Origin of the sequence: Streptomyces sp. NPDC086787, assembly GCF_044745865.1 — a bacterium.
In the GTDB taxonomy this organism is placed as follows: domain Bacteria; phylum Actinomycetota; class Actinomycetes; order Streptomycetales; family Streptomycetaceae; genus Streptomyces.
Window position 1 is genome coordinate 11970 of sequence record NZ_JBIVBC010000020.1, and the last position, 19232, is coordinate 31201.

The following is a 19232-nucleotide window of genomic DNA, read 5'->3' on the forward strand; positions in this document are numbered from 1 at the left end:
GCCCGAGTATGGGCGCGGCCGGGCCCGGACATGGCGACGGGCCGGGAAGCCTGCTCGGGGGGTCAGGCTTCCCGGCCCGCGTTCGGGGGGCTGGTCAGCCCATGTGCGGGTAGCCGTAGTCGGTCGGCGGGACCAGCGTCTCCTTGATGGCGCGGGTCAGCGTCCAGCGCATCAGGTTCTGCGGGGCGCCGGCCTTGTCGTTGGTGCCGGAGGCGCGGCCGCCGCCGAAGGGCTGCTGGCCGACGACGGCACCGGTCGACTTGTCGTTGATGTAGAAGTTGCCCGCCGCGTAGCGCAGCTTCTCCATCGTGTACGCGGCCGCCGCGCGGTCGCCCGAGACGACCGCGCCGGTGAGGGCGTAGTCGGACACCGACTCCATCTGGGTCAGCATCTCGTCGTACTGGTCGTCCTCGTAGACGTGCACGGCCAGGAACGGGCCGAAGTACTCGGTGCGGAAGACCTCGTTCTCCGGGTCGGTGCACTCGACGACGGTCGGGCGGACGAAGTAGCCGACCGAGTCGTCGTAGGAGCCGCCCGCGACGATGGTGCAGGTCGGGTCCTGCTTGGCGCGGTCGATGGCGGCCTTGTTCTTGGCGAAGGCACGGTCGTCGATCACGGCGCCGACGAAGTTCGACAGGTCGGTGACGTCACCCATGGTCAGGTAGTCGACCTCGGCCGCGAACTCCTCCTTGAAGCCCGAGTTCCAGATGGAGGCCGGGATGTAGGCGCGGGAGGTGGCGGAGCACTTCTGGCCCTGGTACTCGAAGGCACCGCGGGTCAGGGCGGTCTTCAGCACCGCGCGGTCGGCGCTCGGGTGGGCGACCAGGAAGTCCTTGCCTCCGGTCTCACCGACCAGGCGCGGGTAGGCACGGTACTTCTCGATGTTGTTGCCGACCGTCTTCCACAGGTACTGGAAGGTCTTGGTCGAGCCGGTGAAGTGGATGCCCGCGAGGTCGCGGTGCTCCAGGGCCACCTTGGAGACCTCGATGCCGTCGCCGGTGACGAGGTTGATGACGCCCTTGGGCAGTCCGGCCTCCTCCAGCAACCGCATGAGCAGCACGGCGGCGTGGGTCTGCGTCGGGGACGGCTTCCAGACCACCACGTTGCCCATCAGGGCCGGGGCGGTGGGCAGGTTGGCAGCGATGGCGCTGAAGTTGAACGGCGTGATCGCGTAGACGAAGCCCTCCAGCGGGCGGTGGTCCAGGCGGTTCCACACACCCGGGGAGTTCGCCGGGGGCTGCTCGGCCAGGATCTGGCGGGCGTAGTGGACGTTGAAGCGCCAGAAGTCGACCAGCTCGCAGGGGCTGTCGATCTCCGCCTGCTGGGCGGTCTTGGACTGGCCCAGCATGGTGGAGGCGGCGATGGTCTCGCGCCAGGGGCCGGCCAGCAGTTCGGCCGCGCGCAGGATGATCGCGGCACGGTCGTCGAAGGACATCGCGCGCCAGGCCGGAGCTGCGGCCAGGGCCGCGTCGACGGCGTCCTGGGCGTCCTGCTGGGTGGCGTGCCGGCCGGTGCCGAGGACGGACTTGTGGTTGTGCGGCTGGACCACCTGGAAGGCCTCGCCGCCGCCCATCCGCTGCTCGCCGCCGATGGTCATCGGCAGGTCGATCGGGTTCTCGGCCAGCTCCTTGAGCTTGGCCTCCAGGCGGGCGCGCTCGGGCGAGCCGGGGGCGTAGCCGTGCACCGGCTCGTTGACGGGGGTGGGGACCTGGGTCACAGCGTCCATGAGATCCGTAACTCCTTGATCTTGAGCGGGTGTTCGGGGTCTTGAGCGGGTGCTCGGGCTCAGCCCTTGCTGACCATCGAGCGGAGGAAGAACCGGAGGTTGGCCGGCTTCTCCGCGAGACGGCGCATGAAGTAGCCGTACCAGTCGGTGCCGAAGGCGGTGTAGACGCGCATGCGGTGGCCCTCGGCGGCCAGCCGCAGGTGCTCGTCGCCGCGGATGCCGTACAGCATCTGGAACTCGTACTCGTCCATCTTGCGACCGGCCTGGTGGGCCAGTTCCTGGGCGATCGAGATCAGGCGGGGGTCGTGGGAGCCGACCATCGGGTACCCGTCGCCGTCCATCAGGGTGCGCAGGATGCGCACATACGCCTTGTCGATCTCGTGCTTCTGCTGGTAGGCGACCTCGGCGGGCTCCTTGTAGGCGCCCTTCACCAGCCGCACGCGGCTGCCGGAGGCGGCGAGGCGGCGGGCGTCGGCCTCGGTGCGGAAGAGGTAGGCCTGGATGACGCAGCCGGTCCCCGGGAACTCCTTCCGCAGCTCCTCGTGGATGGCGAACATCGAGTCGAGGGTGGTGTGGTCCTCGGCGTCCAGGGTGACGGTCGTACCGATGGCGGCGGCGGCCTCGACCACCGGCCGTACGTTGGCGAGCGCCAGCTCATGGCCGCCGTCGAGGGCCTGGCCGAACATCGACAGCTTGACGGACATCTCGACCATGGGACCGAGGTCCATGCCCTTGATGTGCTCGATCAGGTCCAGGTAGGCGTCCCGGGCGGCGGAGGCCTGTTCGGGGGTGGTGATGTCCTCTCCGACGACGTCCATGGTCAGCTCCAGCCCCTGGGCGGTGAGCTGCTCGATGACCGGGACGACGTCGCGCACGGTCTCACCGGGGATGAACCGGTCCACCACCCGCTTGGTCACCGGGGCCGCCGAGATCAGGCGTCGCATCCGGTCGCTGCGCGACGCGGCGAGAATCACGGGACCCAGCACGGGGCACCTCCACAGACAAGCACCAGAACAGCCGTCACCCGACGTTTTGGGTGCGGCACGGAGAACCACCGTGAAACTTAAGGATCTCTCCGATCGTCGGCCATCGACAGCTGTCACGCATCCGTGTACTGGATCTCAGACAGATGTATGAAGGCGGCCGGGAATTGGGGGAGAATGCCCGGGTGGCGACGGATTACAAGGGTGACTACCAGGAGCTGGTGGACGAGATCTCGGAGCTTCTCGGCGCCCCGGCGACGCTGGAGAACCGTGACTTCGAGCTGATCGCCTTCGGCACGTACGACAGCGAGGGCGAGCTCGACGCCTCCGCCCTGGACCCGGTGCGCGCCCGCTCGATCCTGACCCGGCGCTCCACGGCGGCGGTCAGGACGTGGTTCGAGGGCTTCGGGATCACCCGGGCGACCGGACCGGTGCGCATCCCGCCCACCCCCGAGGCCGGGGTGTACCGGGGACGGGTCTGCCTCCCGGTACGCCATCGGGGTGTGGTCCTCGGCTATGTCTGGCTGCTGGACGACGACCCCGGGCCGACGGCCGCCCAGCTGACCGCCGCGATGGCGGTCACGGGCCGCCTCGGCGCACTGCTCGCCGACGAGGCGCAGGCCGGGGCGGGTCTTGGCCGGGAGCTGCGTGCGGTGCTCACGGCGGAGCGGGGCTGGCAGCGGGACATGGCGGTGGCCGAGCTGCGGACGGCCCTCGGCCCTCGCGCGCAGGGCCCGCACACACTGATCTGCGTCGCTCCGTGGCCCTCCGCGGACCCGGACGACGCCCCCACGGCCCGTACGGTGCCGCACGCGACGGCCCTGTGTGCGGTGCCGTGGGGGGACACCGCCCAGTGCCTCGCGGCACTGGTCCGGCTCCGCTCGCCGGACACGGTCGCACCGGCCACCGCCGCGGCGGGACGGCTGCTGAGGGAGGCGGAAGGGCTCCGGGCGGCCGCCGGCCCCGAAGCCGCGCCCGCCGCGGGCGTGGGAGCGGTCCGCACCGGTCTGGCCGAGCTGGGTGCGGCCTGGGAGGAAGCCGTGGCGGCGGCGCGCGCCGCGCTGGCCGAGTCCCGGTTCGGACCCGTCGTGGAGTGGGCGCGGATCGGGCCGTATCGGCTGCTGACCGCACTCCCCCCGGACGCCGTCCAGGACCCCGCGGCCGGGCCCCTCCTCTCCCCCGCCCACCAGGAACTGGCCCGCACCGCCGAGGTCTACCTCGACTGCGCGGGCCAGGCGGGGCGGGCGGCGGCCGCGCTGGGCATCCATCGGCAGACCCTGTACTACCGGCTGTCGCGGGTGGAGCAGGTGACGGGGCTGGATCTGGGGGACGGGGAGGACCGGCTGCTGCTGCACATGGTGCTCAAGCGGGCGCGGATGTGACCCACCGCCCGGGTGCGTGCCGGGCTCGGGCTCAGGCGGGCTGCCAGAGCTCGATCCGGTTGCCCTCGGGATCGGTGACCCAGCCGAATCGGCCGACACCGTCCATCTCCTGCGTCTCCTCGGCCACGTCCGCTCCCTTGGCGCGCAGCTGCGCGAGCATCGCGTCCAGGTCGCGGACGCGGAAGTTGAGCATGGTCTGCTGGTCGCGGGAGCCGAAGTACTCGGTCTCCGACTCGAAGGCCGCGAACACCGTCGGCCCGGATTCCTGACGCCACAGGCCGTTGGCGTCGGTGTCCATGCCCAGGCATTCGCGATACCAGGCGCTCATTGCCGCCGGGTCGGCGGCTCGCAGGAAGTACCCACCGATTCCAAGCACATGTTCCATACCGTCATCCTGCCTTGCCGACGGCAAGCACGACCTGTCGTAGCCCCTCGGCGAGGGCGTCCCCGTCCGGGGCCGTCGCCGGATCGAAGGTCCACTGGGCGATGAGCCCGGTCATCAGGGTCAGGTAGAGCTTGCCGAGGGTGTCGGCCGTCTCGTCGGACACCTCCTCCTCCGGCACTCCCATGAGCATCGCCACGAGCCCGCGCCCGCCCTCCCGCTGCGCACGGGCCAGGTGTTCGCGCAGCTCGGGCAGGTCGATGGTCATGACCTCCATGCTCAGCCGCCAGACCGATCCGGGCTCCCGCATGGTGTCCACGATGTTGGACCACACCCATCGGAAGCGCTCCAGCGAACCCGGCGCGCCCTCCGCCCCCTCGCCGGTCCCGTCGAATCCGGCGGACGTGTTCTCCACCAGCGCGACGTACGCCTGCGCCAGCAACGCGTCCTTCGAGCCGTAGTGGTAGCCGATCGAAGCCAGGTTCGTCCCCGACTCCCGGACGATGTCGCGCGCCGTCGTGCGCGCGAAGCCCTTCTCCAGCAGACAGCGCTTGGCGCCTTCGAGCAGATCCTCACGATGACCCATGCGCGCACCCTACCCCGGGGACATACACGCGTCCTAGACGCATGAATTACACAGTCGTCCTAGACAAGCGTTTAAGACGCGCGTACATTCCTCGTCGTGACCAACTCGACGAGCACGACCCCGCCTTCGCCTTCGCCTTCGAACACACCCTCACCCGCCACCTCCCGCGCCGGCCGCCGGGAGTGGACCGCTCTCGGCGTGCTGATGCTTCCGCTGCTGCTGGTCTCGATGGACGTCTCCGTCCTCTACTTCGCCGCCCCGGCGATCAGCGCAGACCTGCGGCCGAGCGGCACCCAGCAGCTCTGGATCTTCGACATCTACGGCTTCGTGCTCGCCGGTCTGCTGATGACGATGGGCTCACTCGGCGACCGCGTGGGCCGACGCAGGCTCCTGCTCACCGGCGCCGCGGCCTTCAGCGCCGCCTCCGTCCTCGCGGCCTACGCCGACAGCGCCGGAACCCTCATCGCGGCCCGCGCGATCCTCGGGGTCGGCGGCGCGACCCTGATGCCGTCGACCATGGCCCTGCTGCGCACGATGTTCACCGACCCCGGCCAGCGGGCGAAGGCGATCGGGCTCTGGTCCGGCGTGATGACCGGAGGGATCGCGCTCGGCTCGGTGATGAGCGGGGTCCTCGTCGAGCAGTTCTGGTGGGGTTCGGTCTTCCTGGTCAACCTGCCGGCCATGGCGCTGCTGCTCGTTCTCGGCCCCGTGCTGCTCCCCGAGTCCAGGAATCCCGACCCCGGCCGGTTCGACTGGATCAGCGTTCCGCTGTCCCTGGCCGCCGTCCTTCCCGTGATCTACGGCCTCAAGGAGATCCCCTCCGAGGGCTGGGACCCGCGCTACGGCGCCTCGATCGCCGTCGGTCTGGTCTTCGCCGTGCTCTTCGTCCACCGCCAGCGCACCGCGGCCTCCCCGCTGGTACCCCTGGCCCTGCTGCGGGGCCGCGGCTTCAGCCCCGCGCTCGTCCTGACCCTGGTCTCCGCGTTCGGGATGATGGGCTCCGCCATCTTCACCACGCAGTACCTCCAGTCCGTCCTCGGCAGGAGCCCGCTTCAGGCCGCCCTGTGGAGCCTGCTCCCCTCCGTGCTGATCGGCGTCGCCGGGCCGGTCACCGGACTGCTCGTGGCCCGGGGGGTGAACCGCGGTCACGTCGTGGCCGCCGGGTTCGGCGTCAGCGCCGCCGGTTACGCGTTGCTCGTCTTCACCGGCACCGACTCGCTCTGGCTGGTGCTGGCCGCCGCAGGTGTCCTCGCCTCCGGGGTGGTCATGGTGATGTCCCAGCTCACCGACCTCGCGATGAGCACCGCCCCGGTCGAGCGGGCAGGCACCGCCTCCTCTCTGCTGGAGACCGGCACCGAGTTCGGCGGCGCCCTCGGAATGGCGGTCCTGGGTTCCGTCGGCACGGCTGTCTACCGGCACGAACTGCCCTCCTCGGCCCCCGACTCCGCCCGGGAGACCCTCGGCGGCGCGCTCGCCACCGCCGCCCGGATGCCCGGCCGTACCGGCGCGGATCTGCTCGCCTCGGCGCGGGAGGCGTTCACCGGCGGGATGCACGCGGCGGCGATCGCCGGGGCCGTCGTACTGGCCGGGGCCGCGGGGCTCGCGGCGGTGACGCTGCGGAAGATCGACGCCGGCCGCGAGTGAGACGGACCGCGCGTGAGATCGCCCTCGCGGACACGGACCGCGCGGACACGGCGGAGCGCCGGGCGGAGCCGGGATTTTCCCCGGCTCCGCCCGGCGCTCTACGCCTGCGGGCGTCGTACTAACAAGCGCTACAAGCGCTGGTCCGGTGTCAGACCAGGTTCACCGACCGGGCGAACGTCGCCCCGATCTCCTCCGCGACCTCGGCCAGGACGGCGGAGCCGACCGTGTCGTCCACGGTCAGTACCGCCAGCGCCTCGCCGCCCGCCACCGCGCGGGCGACCTGCATACCGGCGATGTTGATGCCACCCTCGCCGAGGATGCGGCCCACGGTGCCGACGACGCCCGGACGGTCCTCGTAGCGCAGGACGACCATGTGGTCGGCGAGCGCCAGGTCGACGTCGAACTCCCCGACCGCGACGATCTTCTGCTGGTGCTTCGGGCCGGACAGGGTGCCGGAGACCGAGACCTCCTCGCCACTGCCCAGGGTGCCGCGCACGGTCACCACGTTGCGGTGCTCCGCCGACTCCGAGCTGGTGGTCAGCCGGACCTCCACGCCGCGCTCCTGCGCGAACAGCGGGGCGTTGACATAGGACACCGTCTCGGCGACGACGTCCTCGAAGACGCCCTTGAGCGCGGACAGCTCCAGCACCTTCACATCGTGCTGGGTGATCTCGCCGTACACCTCGACGTCGAGGCGGAGCGCGACCTCGCCCGCCAGCGCGGTGAAGATACGGCCGAGGCGCTCGGCGAGCGGCAGGCCCGGCTTGACGTCCTCGGCGATGACACCGCCCTGGACGTTCACCGCGTCCGGCACCAGCTCACCGGCGAGGGCGAGGCGGACGGACTTGGCGACGGCGATACCCGCCTTCTCCTGGGCCTCGTCGGTGGAGGCGCCGAGATGCGGAGTGCACACGACCTGGTCGAACTGGAACAGCGGGGAGTCCGTGCACGGCTCCTTCGCGTAGACGTCCAGCCCGGCGCCCGCGACGCGGCCCTCCTTGAGCGCCGAGTACAGCGCCTGCTCGTCCACGATCCCGCCGCGTGCCGCGTTGACGATGCGCACGCTCGGCTTGACCTTGTGCAGCGCCTCCTCACCGATGAGACCCAGCGTCTCGGGGGTCTTCGGCAGGTGCACGGTGATGAAGTCGGCGACCTCGAGGAGCTCGTCCAGCGACAGCACCTTGACGCCCATCTGGGCGGCGCGCGCGGGCTGCACATAGGGGTCGTAGGCGACGACGCGCATACCGAACGCGGACATGCGCTGGGCCACCAGCGCGCCGATGCGGCCGAGGCCCACGACGCCCAGCGTCTTCTCGGCCAGCTCGACGCCCGTGTACTTGCTGCGCTTCCACTCGCCGACCTTCAGCGCGGCGTTGGCCTGCGGGATGTTGCGGGCGGTGGCGAGGAGGAGACCGCAGGCCAGCTCGGCGGCGGTCACGATGTTCGAGGTGGGGGCGTTGACGACCATCACACCGGCCTTGGTGGCGGCGGAGACGTCCACGTTGTCCAGGCCGACGCCGGCTCGCGCGACGACCTTGAGCTTCTTGGCGGCGGCGATGGCCTCGGCGTCGACCTTGGTGGCGGAACGGATCAGGATGGCATCGACGTCGGCGATGGCGGGGAGCAGTTCGGCCCGGTCGCCGCCGTTGCACTGGCGGATCTCGAAGTCGGGGCCGAGCGCGTCCACGGTCGCGGGCGACAGCTCTTCAGCGATGAGTACGACAGGTTTCGAGCTCACGTGAGTCCTCACAAGTCCTTGGCGTGCGGACGGCCGTCCCGACGGCCGCAAGCGGAGGAGGGGCTAGCCGCGGAAGACGCACGACGCTGTGGGCCTGACGCGTTGTGAAACAGAAGTGTAGTGGCGGGAGGCCGATCGCCTCGCGTCTCCACGGGTGGATCCGGAAGGATCACCCGTCCGTGGCCGGGGCTGCGTGCCCCGGCCACGGACCGGAAGGCTCACGCCTCTTCGTTCACCCAGCTCATCAGCTTGCGCAGCTGCTTGCCGGTGGTCTCCAGGAGGTGCTCGGAGTCCTGCTTCTTGTACTCGTCGTACTTCTTCAGACCGCCGTGGTACTCGTCCATCCAGTTCTGCGCGAAGGTGCCGTCCTGGATCTCCGCGAGGACCTGCTTCATCTCGGCCTTGGTGGCGTCCGTGATGATGCGCGGGCCGGTGACGTAGTCGCCCCACTCGGCGGTCTCGGAGACGGACCAGCGCATCTTCTCCAGGCCGCCCTCGTACATCAGGTCGACGATGAGCTTCAGCTCGTGCAGGCACTCGAAGTAGGCGATCTCCGGCTGGTAGCCCGCCTCGACCAGGGTCTCGAAACCGGCCTTGACCAGTGCGGAGGTGCCGCCGCACAGCACCGCCTGCTCACCGAACAGGTCGGTCTCGGTCTCCTCGGTGAACGTCGTCTTGATGACGCCCGCGCGGGTGCCGCCGATCGCCTTGGCGTACGACAGGGCCAGCTCGAAGGCGTTGCCGGTGGCGTCCTGCTCGACGGCGGCGATCGCGGGGACGCCGCGGCCCTCCTCGTACTGGCGGCGGACCAGGTGGCCCGGGCCCTTCGGGGCGACCAGGGCGACGTCGACGCCGGCCGGGGGCTTGATGAAGCCGAAGCGGATGTTGAAGCCGTGGGCGAAGAACAGCGCGTCGCCGTCCTTCAGGTTCGGCGCGATGGACGCCTCGTACACCTGGGCCTGGATCGGGTCCGGGATGAGGATCATGATGACGTCGGCCTCGGCGGCGGCCTCGGCGGGGCTCACCACGCGCAGGCCCTGCTCCTCGGCCTTGGCCTTGGACTTGGAGCCCTCGTGCAGACCGACGCGGACGTCGACACCCGAGTCGCGCAGCGACAGGGCGTGGGCGTGGCCCTGGCTGCCGTATCCGATGACCGCGACCTTGCGGCCCTGAATGATGGACAGGTCGGCGTCGGCGTCGTAGAACAGCTCGGCCACTTTGGGTTCTCTCCTTGGTGTGCAGATGTTGCTCCCACCGTATGACGGCGGGCGGGAGGGTGGTTCGGGGGTCTCGGCATACGGGCGGCTGCGGGCGGCGGTGCGACGGACGCCCGCACCAGCCCTACGCGGATCGGTCGAGTGCGCGCAGCGAGCGGTCGGTGATGGAGCGGGCGCCCCGGCCGATCGCGATGGTGCCGGACTGGACCAGTTCCTTGATGCCGTACGGCTCCAGCATCTTGAGCATCGCGGTGAGCTTGTCGCCGCTGCCGGTGGCCTCGATGGTGACGGCCTCCGGGGAGACGTCCACGGTCTTGGCGCGGAACAGCTGGACGATCTCCACGATCTGGGAGCGCGTCTCGTTGTCGGCGCGCACCTTCACCAGAACGAGTTCACGCTGAACGGCGTGCGCGGGCTCCAGCTCGACGATCTTGAGCACGTTGACGAGCTTGTTGAGCTGCTTGGTCACCTGCTCCAGCGGCAGATCCTCGACGTTCACCACGATGGTGATGCGGGAGATGTCGGGGTGCTCGGTGACACCGACCGCGAGCGAGTCGATGTTGAAGCCGCGGCGGGAGAACAGGGCGGCGATCCGGGCGAGGATGCCCGGTGTGTTCTCCACCAGGACGGAGAGCGTGTGCTTGGACATGGGTCAGTGGTCTCTCTCGCTCGGTCGTCTTCTCAGTCGTCTTCGTTGTCGCCGAAGTCGGGGCGGACGTCCCGGGCGGCCATGATCTCGTCGTTGGAGGTGCCGGCGGCGACCATCGGCCACACCATCGCGTCCTCGTGGACGATGAAGTCGATGACGACCGGACGGTCGTTGATGGAGTTCGCCTCCGCGATGACCTTGTCGAGGTCGTCGGGGCTCTCGCAGCGCAGGCCCACGCAGCCCATCGCCTCGGACAGCTTCACGAAGTCCGGCACGCGGGTGCCCCTGGCCTCCGGGTTGACGTCCTCGGGGCCGGAGTGCAGCACGGTGTTGGAGTAGCGCTGGTTGTAGAAGAGGGTCTGCCACTGGCGGACCATCCCGAGAGCGCCGTTGTTGATGATGGCGACCTTGATCGGGATGTTGTTGAGGGCGCAGGTGGTGAGTTCCTGGTTGGTCATCTGGAAGCAGCCGTCGCCGTCGACCGCCCAGACGGTGCGGTCCGGAGCGCCGGCCTTGGCGCCCATCGCGGCCGGGACCGCGTAGCCCATCGTCCCGGCGCCACCGGAGTTGAGCCAGGTGGCGGGCTTCTCGTACTGGATGAAGTGGGCGGCCCACATCTGGTGCTGGCCGACGCCCGCGGCGAAGATCGTGCCCTCGGGGGCGAGCTGTCCGACGCGCTCGATGACCTGCTGCGGGGAGAGCGAGCCGTCGGCGGGCTGGTCGTAGCCGAGCGGATAGGTCTCGCGCCAGCGGTTGAGGTCGTTCCACCATGCGGTGTAGTCGCCCGAGTGGCCCTCGCTGTGCTCCTTCTGCACGGCCTGGATCAGGTCGGCGATGACCTCGCGGGCATCGCCGACGATCGGCACGTCGGCCTCGCGGTTCTTGCCGATCTCGGCCGGGTCGATGTCGGCGTGGACGATCTTGGCGTAGGGAGCGAAGCTGTCCAGCTTGCCGGTGACACGGTCGTCGAAGCGGGCTCCGAGGGCGACGATCAGGTCGGCCTTCTGCAGCGCGGTGACGGCGGTGACCGCACCGTGCATGCCCGGCATCCCCACGTGCAGCGGGTGGCTGTCGGGGAATGCGCCGAGCGCCATCAGGGTGGTGGTGACGGGCGCTCCGGTGAGTTCTGCGAGGACCTTCAGTTCGGCGGTGGCACCGGCCTTGATCACACCGCCGCCGACGTAGAGGACGGGCCTGCGGGCCGAGGTGATCAGCTTGGCGGCCTCGCGGATCTGCTTGGCGTGCGGCTTGGTGACCGGGCGGTAGCCGGGCAGGTCCATGACGGGCGGCCAGGAGAAGGTGGTACGCGCCTGAAGCGCGTCCTTCGCGATGTCGACCAGGACCGGACCGGGGCGGCCGGTGGAGGCGATGTGGAAGGCCTGCGCGATCACCCGGGGGATGTCCTCGGCCTTGGTGACCAGGAAGTTGTGCTTGGTGACGGGCATCGTGATGCCGACGATGTCCGCCTCCTGGAAGGCGTCCGTGCCGATCGCGCGGGACGCGACCTGCCCGGTGATCGCCACGAGCGGCACCGAGTCCATGTGCGCGTCCGCGATCGGCGTGACCAGGTTGGTGGCGCCGGGCCCGGAGGTGGCCATGCAGACGCCGACCTTGCCGGTGGCCTGCGCGTAGCCCGTGGCCGCGTGGCCGGCGCCCTGCTCGTGGCGGACCAGCACATGGCGGACCCGGGTGGAGTCCATCAGCGGGTCGTAGGCGGGCAGGATCGCGCCGCCGGGAATGCCGAATACCGTGTCCGCGCCGACTTCCTCAAGCGAACGGATGAGGGACTGCGCGCCCGTGATGTGCTCGACGGGCGGGTGCTGTCCTCCGGAACGGGGCCGCGGCTGCGGATGGTGGGCCCCGGTGGCCTGCTCGGTCATCGGCATTCTCTTCTCGATGCTGAGGGTTTTGCTGAGGGTTTCGCTGCGGGTTTCGCTGCGGGTCTTGCTGTTGGGGCGTGCTGGGCAACAAAAAACCCCTCGTGCCAGAAGGCAAGCGAGGGGAGCGCGCCGGTGAGGTCGCTGGGGATTCCGGATCGTCCTCCGGTGGGTCCCAGCTCAGCCGACGCGCTGTCCAAGTACGAGAATTCGGGTGCGCATGGGACTGACCCTCCCCCCGACGCGCACCACGTGTCAAGTGGGTGGGACGGGCGTCTCACTATGTGGGCGAAGGGCACTTCCGCCTCCGAAGACAGCGGGCACACCACTTGTGTACACCCCCGCGCCCCCGCCCGCGAACGCCGGCTCGACCGGAACGCGCGGAACCGGATACTGACCGGTTCCGAGCGCCCGCCGCAGTCGGCACTCGTCCAGCGGCCCGGCGAAGGCCATGCCCTGCCCGTGGGTGCAGCCCATCGAGCGCAGCGCGAGGACCTGCTCCGGCCCGTCCACACCGTCGGCCACGGACTGCATGCCGAGGTCGGCGGCGATACGCAGCAGCCCGTTGGTGATCTTGTGCAGCCGCGCGGACTCCACCACGCCCTCGACCAGACCGCGGTCGAGTTTGAGTACGTCGACGGGGAGGCGACGGAGCGCGGTGATCGCCGCGCAGCCGCTGCCGAAGCCGTCCAGCGCGATCCGGACGCCCAGCCGTCTGAGGGCGCCGAGGCGCCGCTCCAGCTCGTCCAGGCAGTCCCGGGGGTCGGCGCCCGCCAGCTCGACCAGCAGGGCGCCGGAGGGCAGCCCGTGCCGGTTGAGCAGGGCCTCCACCGAGCCGAGCGGCAGTGAGCGGTCGAGCAGCCGATGGGCGCTCATCCGGACGACCACGGGCACGGCGAGCCCGTTCGACGAGCGTTCGGCCGCCTGCTCCACCGCCTCCTCCAGGATCCAGCGGTCGAGTTCCGAGGTCTTGTCGCTTCCCTCGGCGACCCGCAGGAACTCGGCCGGGGTGAACAGCACCCCTTGCGAGGAGCGCCAGCGCGCCTGTGCGCCGACGGCCGTGATCCGGCCGTCCGCCAGGCTGACCACCGGCTGGTGCAGCAGGGTGAACTCGCCGTCGTGCAGCGCGGCGCGCAGCCGGGTGGCCAGCTCCGCCTTGCGGACGACGTCCTGCTGCATCTGCGGTCTGTACAGCTCGACCCGGCCCTTTCCGGCCGCCTTGGCCCGGTACATGGCGAGGTCGGCGTTGCGCAGCAACTCACCCGCGCCGAGGCCTGGTTCGGCAAAGGCGACGCCGATCGAGGCGTTGACACGGACATCGTTGCCGTCGATGAGGTACGGCTGCGAGAGGGTCAGCCTGAGGCGGTCGGCGAGCTCCAGGATGTGCCGCTCCCGGGCGCTGCGGTCACGGGCGCCGTCCCCGACGATCAGGGCCGCGAACTCGTCGCCGCCCAGCCGGGAGGCGGTGTCCCCGTGCCGTACCGCGTCGTGGAGTCTGCGGGCGGCCTGGACCAGCAGTTCGTCCCCGGCCTGGTGCCCGATGGTGTCGTTGACCGCCTTGAAGCCGTCCAGGTCGATGAAGAGGACGGCCGTGCCGCGCAGATGGGCGCCGCGGTCGGAGGCCCGGCGGCCGGACAGCGCCTGTTGCACACGCCGGGTGAACAGCGCGCGGTTGGGCAGGTCGGTGAGCGGGTCGTGCTCGGCGTTGTGCTGGAGCTGCGCCTGGAGGCGCACCCGTTCGGTGACGTCACGGCTGTTGAAGATCAGGCCGCCGTGGTGGCGGTTGACGGTGGACTCGACGTTGAGCCAGCCGCCGTTGCCGGACCGGAAGCGGCACTCGATGCGGGTGGTGGGTTCCTCCAGGGGGTTGGCGGCGATGAAGCGGCGCACCTCGTGCACCACACAGCCGAGGTCCTCCGGATGGATGAGACCGGCCAGTTCCGTGCCGACCAGCTCCTCGGCGGACCGGCCGTACACCCCGGCGGCGGCCGGGGAGACGTAGCGGAGGAAGCCATTGGGGGCGGCGATCATGATGACGTCGCTGGAGCCCTGGACCAGGGAGCGGAAGTGGTTCTCCTTCTGCGCCAGTTCCTGGGTGAGGGTGATGTTGTCGAGCAGCATGATGCCCTGACGCACGACGAGCGCGAGCACGACGGCGCCCGCGGTGAGCAGCACCACGTGGTCGGGGCTGCGGCCGCTGAGGACGTTGTAGAGGATGCCCAGCGTGCACACGGCCGCGGCCAGGTACGGGGTGAGCGCGGCCAGCGAGCCGGTGAGCGGACGGCCCGCCGGAAGACCGACGTGGTGGTCGCCGCCCGGCGTCTGCCCGGGTGCCTTCCGGCCGGGGCCGGGGCCGGAGGTGCGCTGCCCCGGGACGTGCTCGTGGACCGCGCGGGTGTGCCCGTCGCCGCCCTGGCGGTCACCCTGCCGGTCGCCCTCGGGCCGGTCGTGGCGCCGGGTCGGGGCCCAGGGCGCGTACGCCAGCAGCAGCGACCCGGCGAACCAGCCCGCGTCGAGCAACTGGCCGGAGCGGTAACTGCTGTGCAGCAGCGGCGAGGTGAACAGGGCGTCGCACATGACGGTCAGGGCCAGCGCCCCGATCGCCGTGTTCACCGCTGTGCGATTGCCCGGCGAGCGCCTGAAGTGCAGCGCGAGCACCATGCTGACCAGCGCGATGTCGAGGAGCGGGTACGCCAGTGACAGCGCGGTGTGCGCCACGCTCGGCCCGTCGAACTTGGCCGCCTGGGCGAGCGCGAGGCTCCAGGACAGGGTGAGCAGTGAGCCACCGATCAGCCAGGCGTCCAGCGTCAGACAGATCCACCCGGCCTTGGACACCGGCCGTTTGGCCAGCACCAGCAGTCCGACGATGGCGGGCGGCGCGAAGCACAGGAAGAACAGGTCGGCGTAGCTGGGGCTGGGCACGGGCTTCTGGAGGACGACCTCGTACCACCCCCAGACCGCGTTGCCGAGGGCGGCCATCGCCGAGGAGAGGGCGAACAGCAGCCAGGCGGGCCGGAAACGGACGTGGGGGCTCCGGGCGAAGAGGAAGCACGAGACCGCGGCGGTGCCCGCGGCCGCGGTCAGCCCGAAGTCCCCCATGAACAGGGCCAGTACGGCCGAGCCCCAGCCGAGCGCGGAACCGACGGCGTATGCCGCGCAGAGCAGGGCCAGGACGAGCTGCTGAGCCAGGCCGGACCCGCCGCCGAGGGCCGGCGGACGGGGCAGCTGGGTTCCCGACGGAGGCTGCGCCCGCAGCCCTCCGTCGAGGGTGGTGGTCACAGTCGACGGGGAACTCACCGGGGCCTCCCGGTGCGCTCCGCCCCCGGGTCCCGTGGGTCCCGGTGCGCCTCCTGGTGCGCGGGGTGCGTGTGCCTCCTGCGTGCACTGTGCCTGCGGTGGTGGGTGGTGTGGTGGCCGCGTCCAAGCGCGGCTGTGCGCCAGGGTCGTCGCCGGCGGCTCCGCCGCGTCGGATCGTTCGTCCATAGGCCGTGCATCGCCCGTCGCCCCCCTCACAGTCTGAAATGTCCATCCCCGGCGCCGAACGGTGCGCGGCGCAGCCCCTGTCGGGACGATACACCAGTCTCGTCACTCAGGGACATAGCTTCTCTACGGACAGTGACGACCAGCGGTTATGCGGGCGCAGACCGCGTCCGGAAGGTCGCGGAGGGTACCGGAAGCCGGTGTTACGTGCCCGTTGCGCCCGTCCTCACCCGTTCGGTGACCCCGTCGTGAGGATCACGTTGCGCAGGGGCTCCCGGTTCACGAACCGGTGCAACTGGTCCACCAGCAGACGTTTGGCGCGCGGCAGAAAAGCCGAGGTGGGGCCGCCCACGTGCGGGCTGATCAGCAGACCGGGCGCCTGCCACAACGGGTGTCCCGCGGGCAGCGGTTCGGGGTCGGTGACGTCCAGGGCCGCGCTGATCCGCCCGCTCTCCAGCTCCGTGAGCAGCGCGTTCGTGTCGACGACGGGCCCCCGGGAGACGTTGACGAGCAGCGCTCCGTCCTTCATCAGGGTGAGGAAGTCGGCGTTGACGAGGCCTCGGGTGCTGTCGAGCAGCGGGGTGGAGAGGATGACGACGTCGGCCTGCGGAAGCAGGGCGGGCAGTTCGGTGAGCGGGTGCACCGGTCCGCGCTCCGTGGTGCGGGCAGAGCGCGCGACGCGCACCACCCGCGCGACCTCGAAGGGCACGAGCCGGTCCTCGATGGCGGCGCCGATGGCCCCGTAGCCGACGATGAGGACGCTGCGGTCGGCGAGCGCCGGACGGAATTCACTCGCCCAGGCCCCCCGCTCCTGCGCCCGCACGAAGTTCGGAATTCCGCGCAGTGAGGCGAGGGTCAGGGTGAGCGCCAGTTCGGCTGTGCTCGCCTCGTGCACCCCGCGCGCGTTGCACAGCCGTACCCCGGGCGGGAACAAGGACATCCGCTCGCTGATGTCGTCGACCCCGGCCGTGAGGGTCTGCACGACGCGGACGTTGCGCATCCGCTCCAGCGGGCGGACCAGGACGGGCTGACGCTTCATGTACGGCACCACATACAGGGCGCAGTCCGCGGGATCGCCGGGGAACTCCTGGTCACCGTCCTCGCCCCCGTCCCAGAACAGGTAGCGGAGCCCTTCGGGAAGCCCCTCGATCTCCTTCGGTGGAATGGGAAGCCACACGTCAGCAGTCATGTCAGGAGGCTATGTCAGGCGGGTGCCCGAGCCCGGGTTAGGTTGGGGTGGCAGGAGAGGGAGGTTCACAAGCAGGTGGAGCGCAGGACGATCGGCGCGGGGGCGCTCGCGGTCGGGGCCGTCGGACTCGGCTGCATGCCGATGAGCTGGGCGTACACGAGGTCGCGGCAGCGGGGTGACGAGTCGCTCAGGGCCGTGCACCGGGCGCTGGACCTGGGCTCGACCCTCCTGGACACGGCGGACATGTACGGGCCGTTCACCAATGAGCTGCTGCTCGGCCGGGTGCTGAGGGAGCGGCGCGTGGACGCCTTCGTGTCGACCAAGGTCGGCCTGCTGGTGGGCGAGCAGCACATCGTGGCGAACGGCCGTCCGGGATACGTGAGACGCGCCTGCGACGCCTCGCTCAGACGGCTCCAGACCGATGTGATCGACCTCTACCAGCTGCACCGGGCCGACCCGGAGGTGCCGGTCGAGGAGACCTGGGGCGCCATGGCGGATCTGGTGCGGGCCGGGAAGGTACGGGCACTGGGGCTGTGCGCGATGGGCGTGCGGGGCGGGCGGCGGGCGGGCAGCCGGCTGTACGACGGCACGCTGCGTCAGCTCCGGCGGGTGCAGCAGGTGTTCCCGGTGAGCGCGGTGCAGGCCGAGCTGTCGGTGTGGTCGCGGGAGGCCCTGGACGAGTTGCTGCCGTGGTGCGAGGCGCGGGGGATCGGCTTCCTGGCGGCGATGCCGCTGGGCAACGGGTTCCTGACCGGGACTCTGACCCCCGGTGAGGGTTTCGAGCCGGACGACGTACGCGCCCGGCACCCCCGCTTCACGGCCGAGATGATGGCCGCCAACCAGGCCGCCGTGGCCGGACTGCGGCGGGTGGCCGGCCGGCACGGCCCGGAGGTCACGCCCGCCCAGGTGGCCCTGGCCTGGGTGCTGGCGCGGGGCCGACACGTGGTCGCGGTGCCCGGCACCAAGCAGGAGCGCTGGGCGGCGGAGAACGCGGCTGCCGCGGGCCTGTGCCTGACCACGGAGGATCTGGCGGAGCTGTCCCTGGTGCCGCCCGCACGGGGCTCGTGGGACTGATCCCGGGAATGATCCCGGGAAATCGGGAACCCGGGCGGGACGAGCGGTGTATGAGAGAGAGAAGCCGACGGCATCGCCGCGTCGAAGGGAACTCGATCGTGCCATTCGTACAACGCCGAGCCGTGCCCGCCGCACTGGCCGCGGCCGCGCTCCTGCTGACGGCGGGCTGTTCCTCGGGCGACGGAGGGCCGCCGTTCCCGGGCGTGGGTACGACCACGGCGTCGAAGGGGAAGTCCTCCACCGCCGATCCGTCCGCGGGCGCGACCGAGCGGGTCCCGCCCGCCAAGGGGTCGGTCAAGGTGCTGCGCACGGTCGCCGAAGGTCTCAAGACCCCGTGGGGCCTGGCTCCCCTGCCGGACGGCGGCCTGCTGGTCTCCTCGCGCGACGAGGGCACGATCACCCGGGTGGATGAGAAGACCGGCCGCACGACCGAACTGGGCAGGGTCTCCGGGGTGTCCGCGGCGGGCGAGGGCGGCCTGCTGGGCCTCGCCGTCTCCCCCGACTTCGCCTCGGACCACATGATCTACGCCTACTTCACCTCCGCCTCGGACAACCGGATCGTGCGCGTGCTGTACGACGAGCACAGGCCCGCCGGTGATCAACTGGGCGCCCCCGACACGGTTTTCAAGGGCATCCCGAAGGGCTTCATCCACAACGGCGGCCGGATCGCGTTCGGTCCCGACGGCATGCTCTACGCGGGCACCGGCGAAAGCGGTCAGCGGGGCCTGGCGCAGGACAGGAAGTCCCTGGGCGGGAAGATCCTGCGGATGACCCCGGAGGGCGAGCCCGCGCCGGGCAACCCCTTCCCCGGCTCCCCGGTCTACAGCTACGGCCACCGCAATGTGCAGGGCCTCGCCTGGGACGACCGGCAGCGGCTGTTCGCCTCGGAGTTCGGCCAGGACACCTGGGACGAGCTGAACGCGATCAAGCCGGGCGGCGACTACGGCTGGCCGACGGCGGAGGGCAGGTCGGCCGACCCGGCCTATCAGAACCCGATCGCCCAGTGGCACACCGACGACGCCTCCCCCAGCGGCATCGCCCAGACCGACGGGGTGGTCTGGATGGCGGGCCTGAAGGGTCGGCGCCTGTGGCGCGTCCCGCTGAAGGGCACGACGGCCTCGGCGGCCCCGCAGGCCTTCCTGACCGACGAGTACGGCAGGCTGCGCACGGTCGTCGCGGCGGACCCCCACAAGCTGTGGCTGGTCACCAGCAACACGGACGGCAGGGGCACCCCGAAGAAGGGTGACGACCGGATCCTGGAGCTGGAGGTGCGCTGAGCCCGGACACACCTAAGGGGTCCCAGGT

The 19232-nt window shown here is 70.8% G+C and carries 14 protein-coding genes; 4 read left to right on the forward strand and 10 right to left on the reverse strand.

Features of this window, described 5'->3' with window-relative positions; genetic code table 11:
* Nucleotides 1-94 precede the first annotated feature (94 nt).
* Together pruA and ACIPK3_RS30670 are read right to left on the reverse strand one after the other, a co-directional pair.
* Complete coding sequence (gene pruA / locus ACIPK3_RS30665) at nucleotides 95-1726, reverse strand: L-glutamate gamma-semialdehyde dehydrogenase (protein ID WP_402574935.1); 1632 nt, start codon at nucleotides 1724-1726, stop codon at nucleotides 95-97.
* Between the two features lie 59 nt (nucleotides 1727-1785).
* On the reverse strand, nucleotides 1786-2712 hold the full coding sequence (locus ACIPK3_RS30670; RefSeq protein ID WP_402574937.1) for a proline dehydrogenase family protein: 927 nt from the start codon (nucleotides 2710-2712) through the stop codon (nucleotides 1786-1788).
* 182 nt (nucleotides 2713-2894) lie between these two features.
* Here ACIPK3_RS30670 and ACIPK3_RS30675 point away from each other — a divergent pair, with 182 nt between their 5' ends.
* The gene (locus ACIPK3_RS30675; RefSeq protein WP_402574938.1) at nucleotides 2895-4091 is read left to right on the forward strand and encodes a PucR family transcriptional regulator; all 1197 of its coding nucleotides are present in this window, start codon (nucleotides 2895-2897) and stop codon (nucleotides 4089-4091) included.
* Nucleotides 4092-4122: 31 nt separating this feature from the next.
* On the opposite strand, the gene ACIPK3_RS30680 is transcribed toward ACIPK3_RS30675, so the two are convergent.
* Complete coding sequence (locus ACIPK3_RS30680; RefSeq protein ID WP_402574939.1) at nucleotides 4123-4476, reverse strand: VOC family protein; 354 nt, start codon at nucleotides 4474-4476, stop codon at nucleotides 4123-4125.
* Between the two features lie 4 nt (nucleotides 4477-4480).
* Nucleotides 4481-5059 (reverse strand): TetR/AcrR family transcriptional regulator, encoded by a 579-nt coding sequence (locus ACIPK3_RS30685; RefSeq protein WP_402574940.1) that lies wholly within the window; start codon nucleotides 5057-5059, stop codon nucleotides 4481-4483.
* A gap of 96 nt (nucleotides 5060-5155) precedes the next feature.
* Here ACIPK3_RS30685 and ACIPK3_RS30690 point away from each other — a divergent pair, with 96 nt between their 5' ends.
* On the forward strand, nucleotides 5156-6703 hold the full coding sequence (locus tag ACIPK3_RS30690; protein ID WP_402574942.1) for an MFS transporter: 1548 nt from the start codon (nucleotides 5156-5158) through the stop codon (nucleotides 6701-6703).
* A gap of 148 nt (nucleotides 6704-6851) precedes the next feature.
* Here the strand turns inward: ACIPK3_RS30690 and serA are convergent, their stop codons facing one another.
* From serA to ACIPK3_RS30720, 6 genes are all read right to left on the reverse strand, one after another.
* On the reverse strand, nucleotides 6852-8441 hold the full coding sequence (serA, locus tag ACIPK3_RS30695; protein ID WP_402574943.1) for a phosphoglycerate dehydrogenase: 1590 nt from the start codon (nucleotides 8439-8441) through the stop codon (nucleotides 6852-6854).
* Between the two features lie 218 nt (nucleotides 8442-8659).
* Nucleotides 8660-9658 carry a ketol-acid reductoisomerase gene (gene ilvC / locus ACIPK3_RS30700; protein ID WP_402574945.1) on the reverse strand — a complete coding sequence of 333 codons (999 nt, stop codon included), beginning with the start codon at nucleotides 9656-9658 and terminating at the stop codon, nucleotides 8660-8662.
* Between the two features lie 124 nt (nucleotides 9659-9782).
* Nucleotides 9783-10307, reverse strand: a complete 525-nt coding sequence (ilvN, locus tag ACIPK3_RS30705) for an acetolactate synthase small subunit (protein ID WP_402574947.1) — start codon at nucleotides 10305-10307, stop codon at nucleotides 9783-9785.
* Nucleotides 10308-10339: 32 nt separating this feature from the next.
* Nucleotides 10340-12187, reverse strand: a complete 1848-nt coding sequence (locus ACIPK3_RS30710) for an acetolactate synthase large subunit (protein ID WP_402574949.1) — start codon at nucleotides 12185-12187, stop codon at nucleotides 10340-10342.
* 252 nt (nucleotides 12188-12439) lie between these two features.
* Entirely contained in the window at nucleotides 12440-15481 is a 3042-nt protein-coding gene (locus ACIPK3_RS30715) for a putative bifunctional diguanylate cyclase/phosphodiesterase (protein WP_402574951.1), read from the reverse strand.
* A gap of 409 nt (nucleotides 15482-15890) precedes the next feature.
* On the reverse strand, nucleotides 15891-16853 hold the full coding sequence (locus ACIPK3_RS30720) for a 2-hydroxyacid dehydrogenase (protein ID WP_402574953.1): 963 nt from the start codon (nucleotides 16851-16853) through the stop codon (nucleotides 15891-15893).
* A 75-nt stretch (nucleotides 16854-16928) separates the two neighbouring features.
* Between ACIPK3_RS30720 and ACIPK3_RS30725 the strand changes: the two genes are divergently transcribed.
* On the forward strand, nucleotides 16929-17927 hold the full coding sequence (locus ACIPK3_RS30725) for an aldo/keto reductase (RefSeq protein WP_402574955.1): 999 nt from the start codon (nucleotides 16929-16931) through the stop codon (nucleotides 17925-17927).
* A gap of 122 nt (nucleotides 17928-18049) precedes the next feature.
* Nucleotides 18050-19204, forward strand: coding sequence for a PQQ-dependent sugar dehydrogenase (locus tag ACIPK3_RS30730; protein ID WP_402575067.1), 1155 nt, complete (start codon nucleotides 18050-18052; stop codon nucleotides 19202-19204).
* Nucleotides 19205-19232 lie beyond the last annotated feature (28 nt).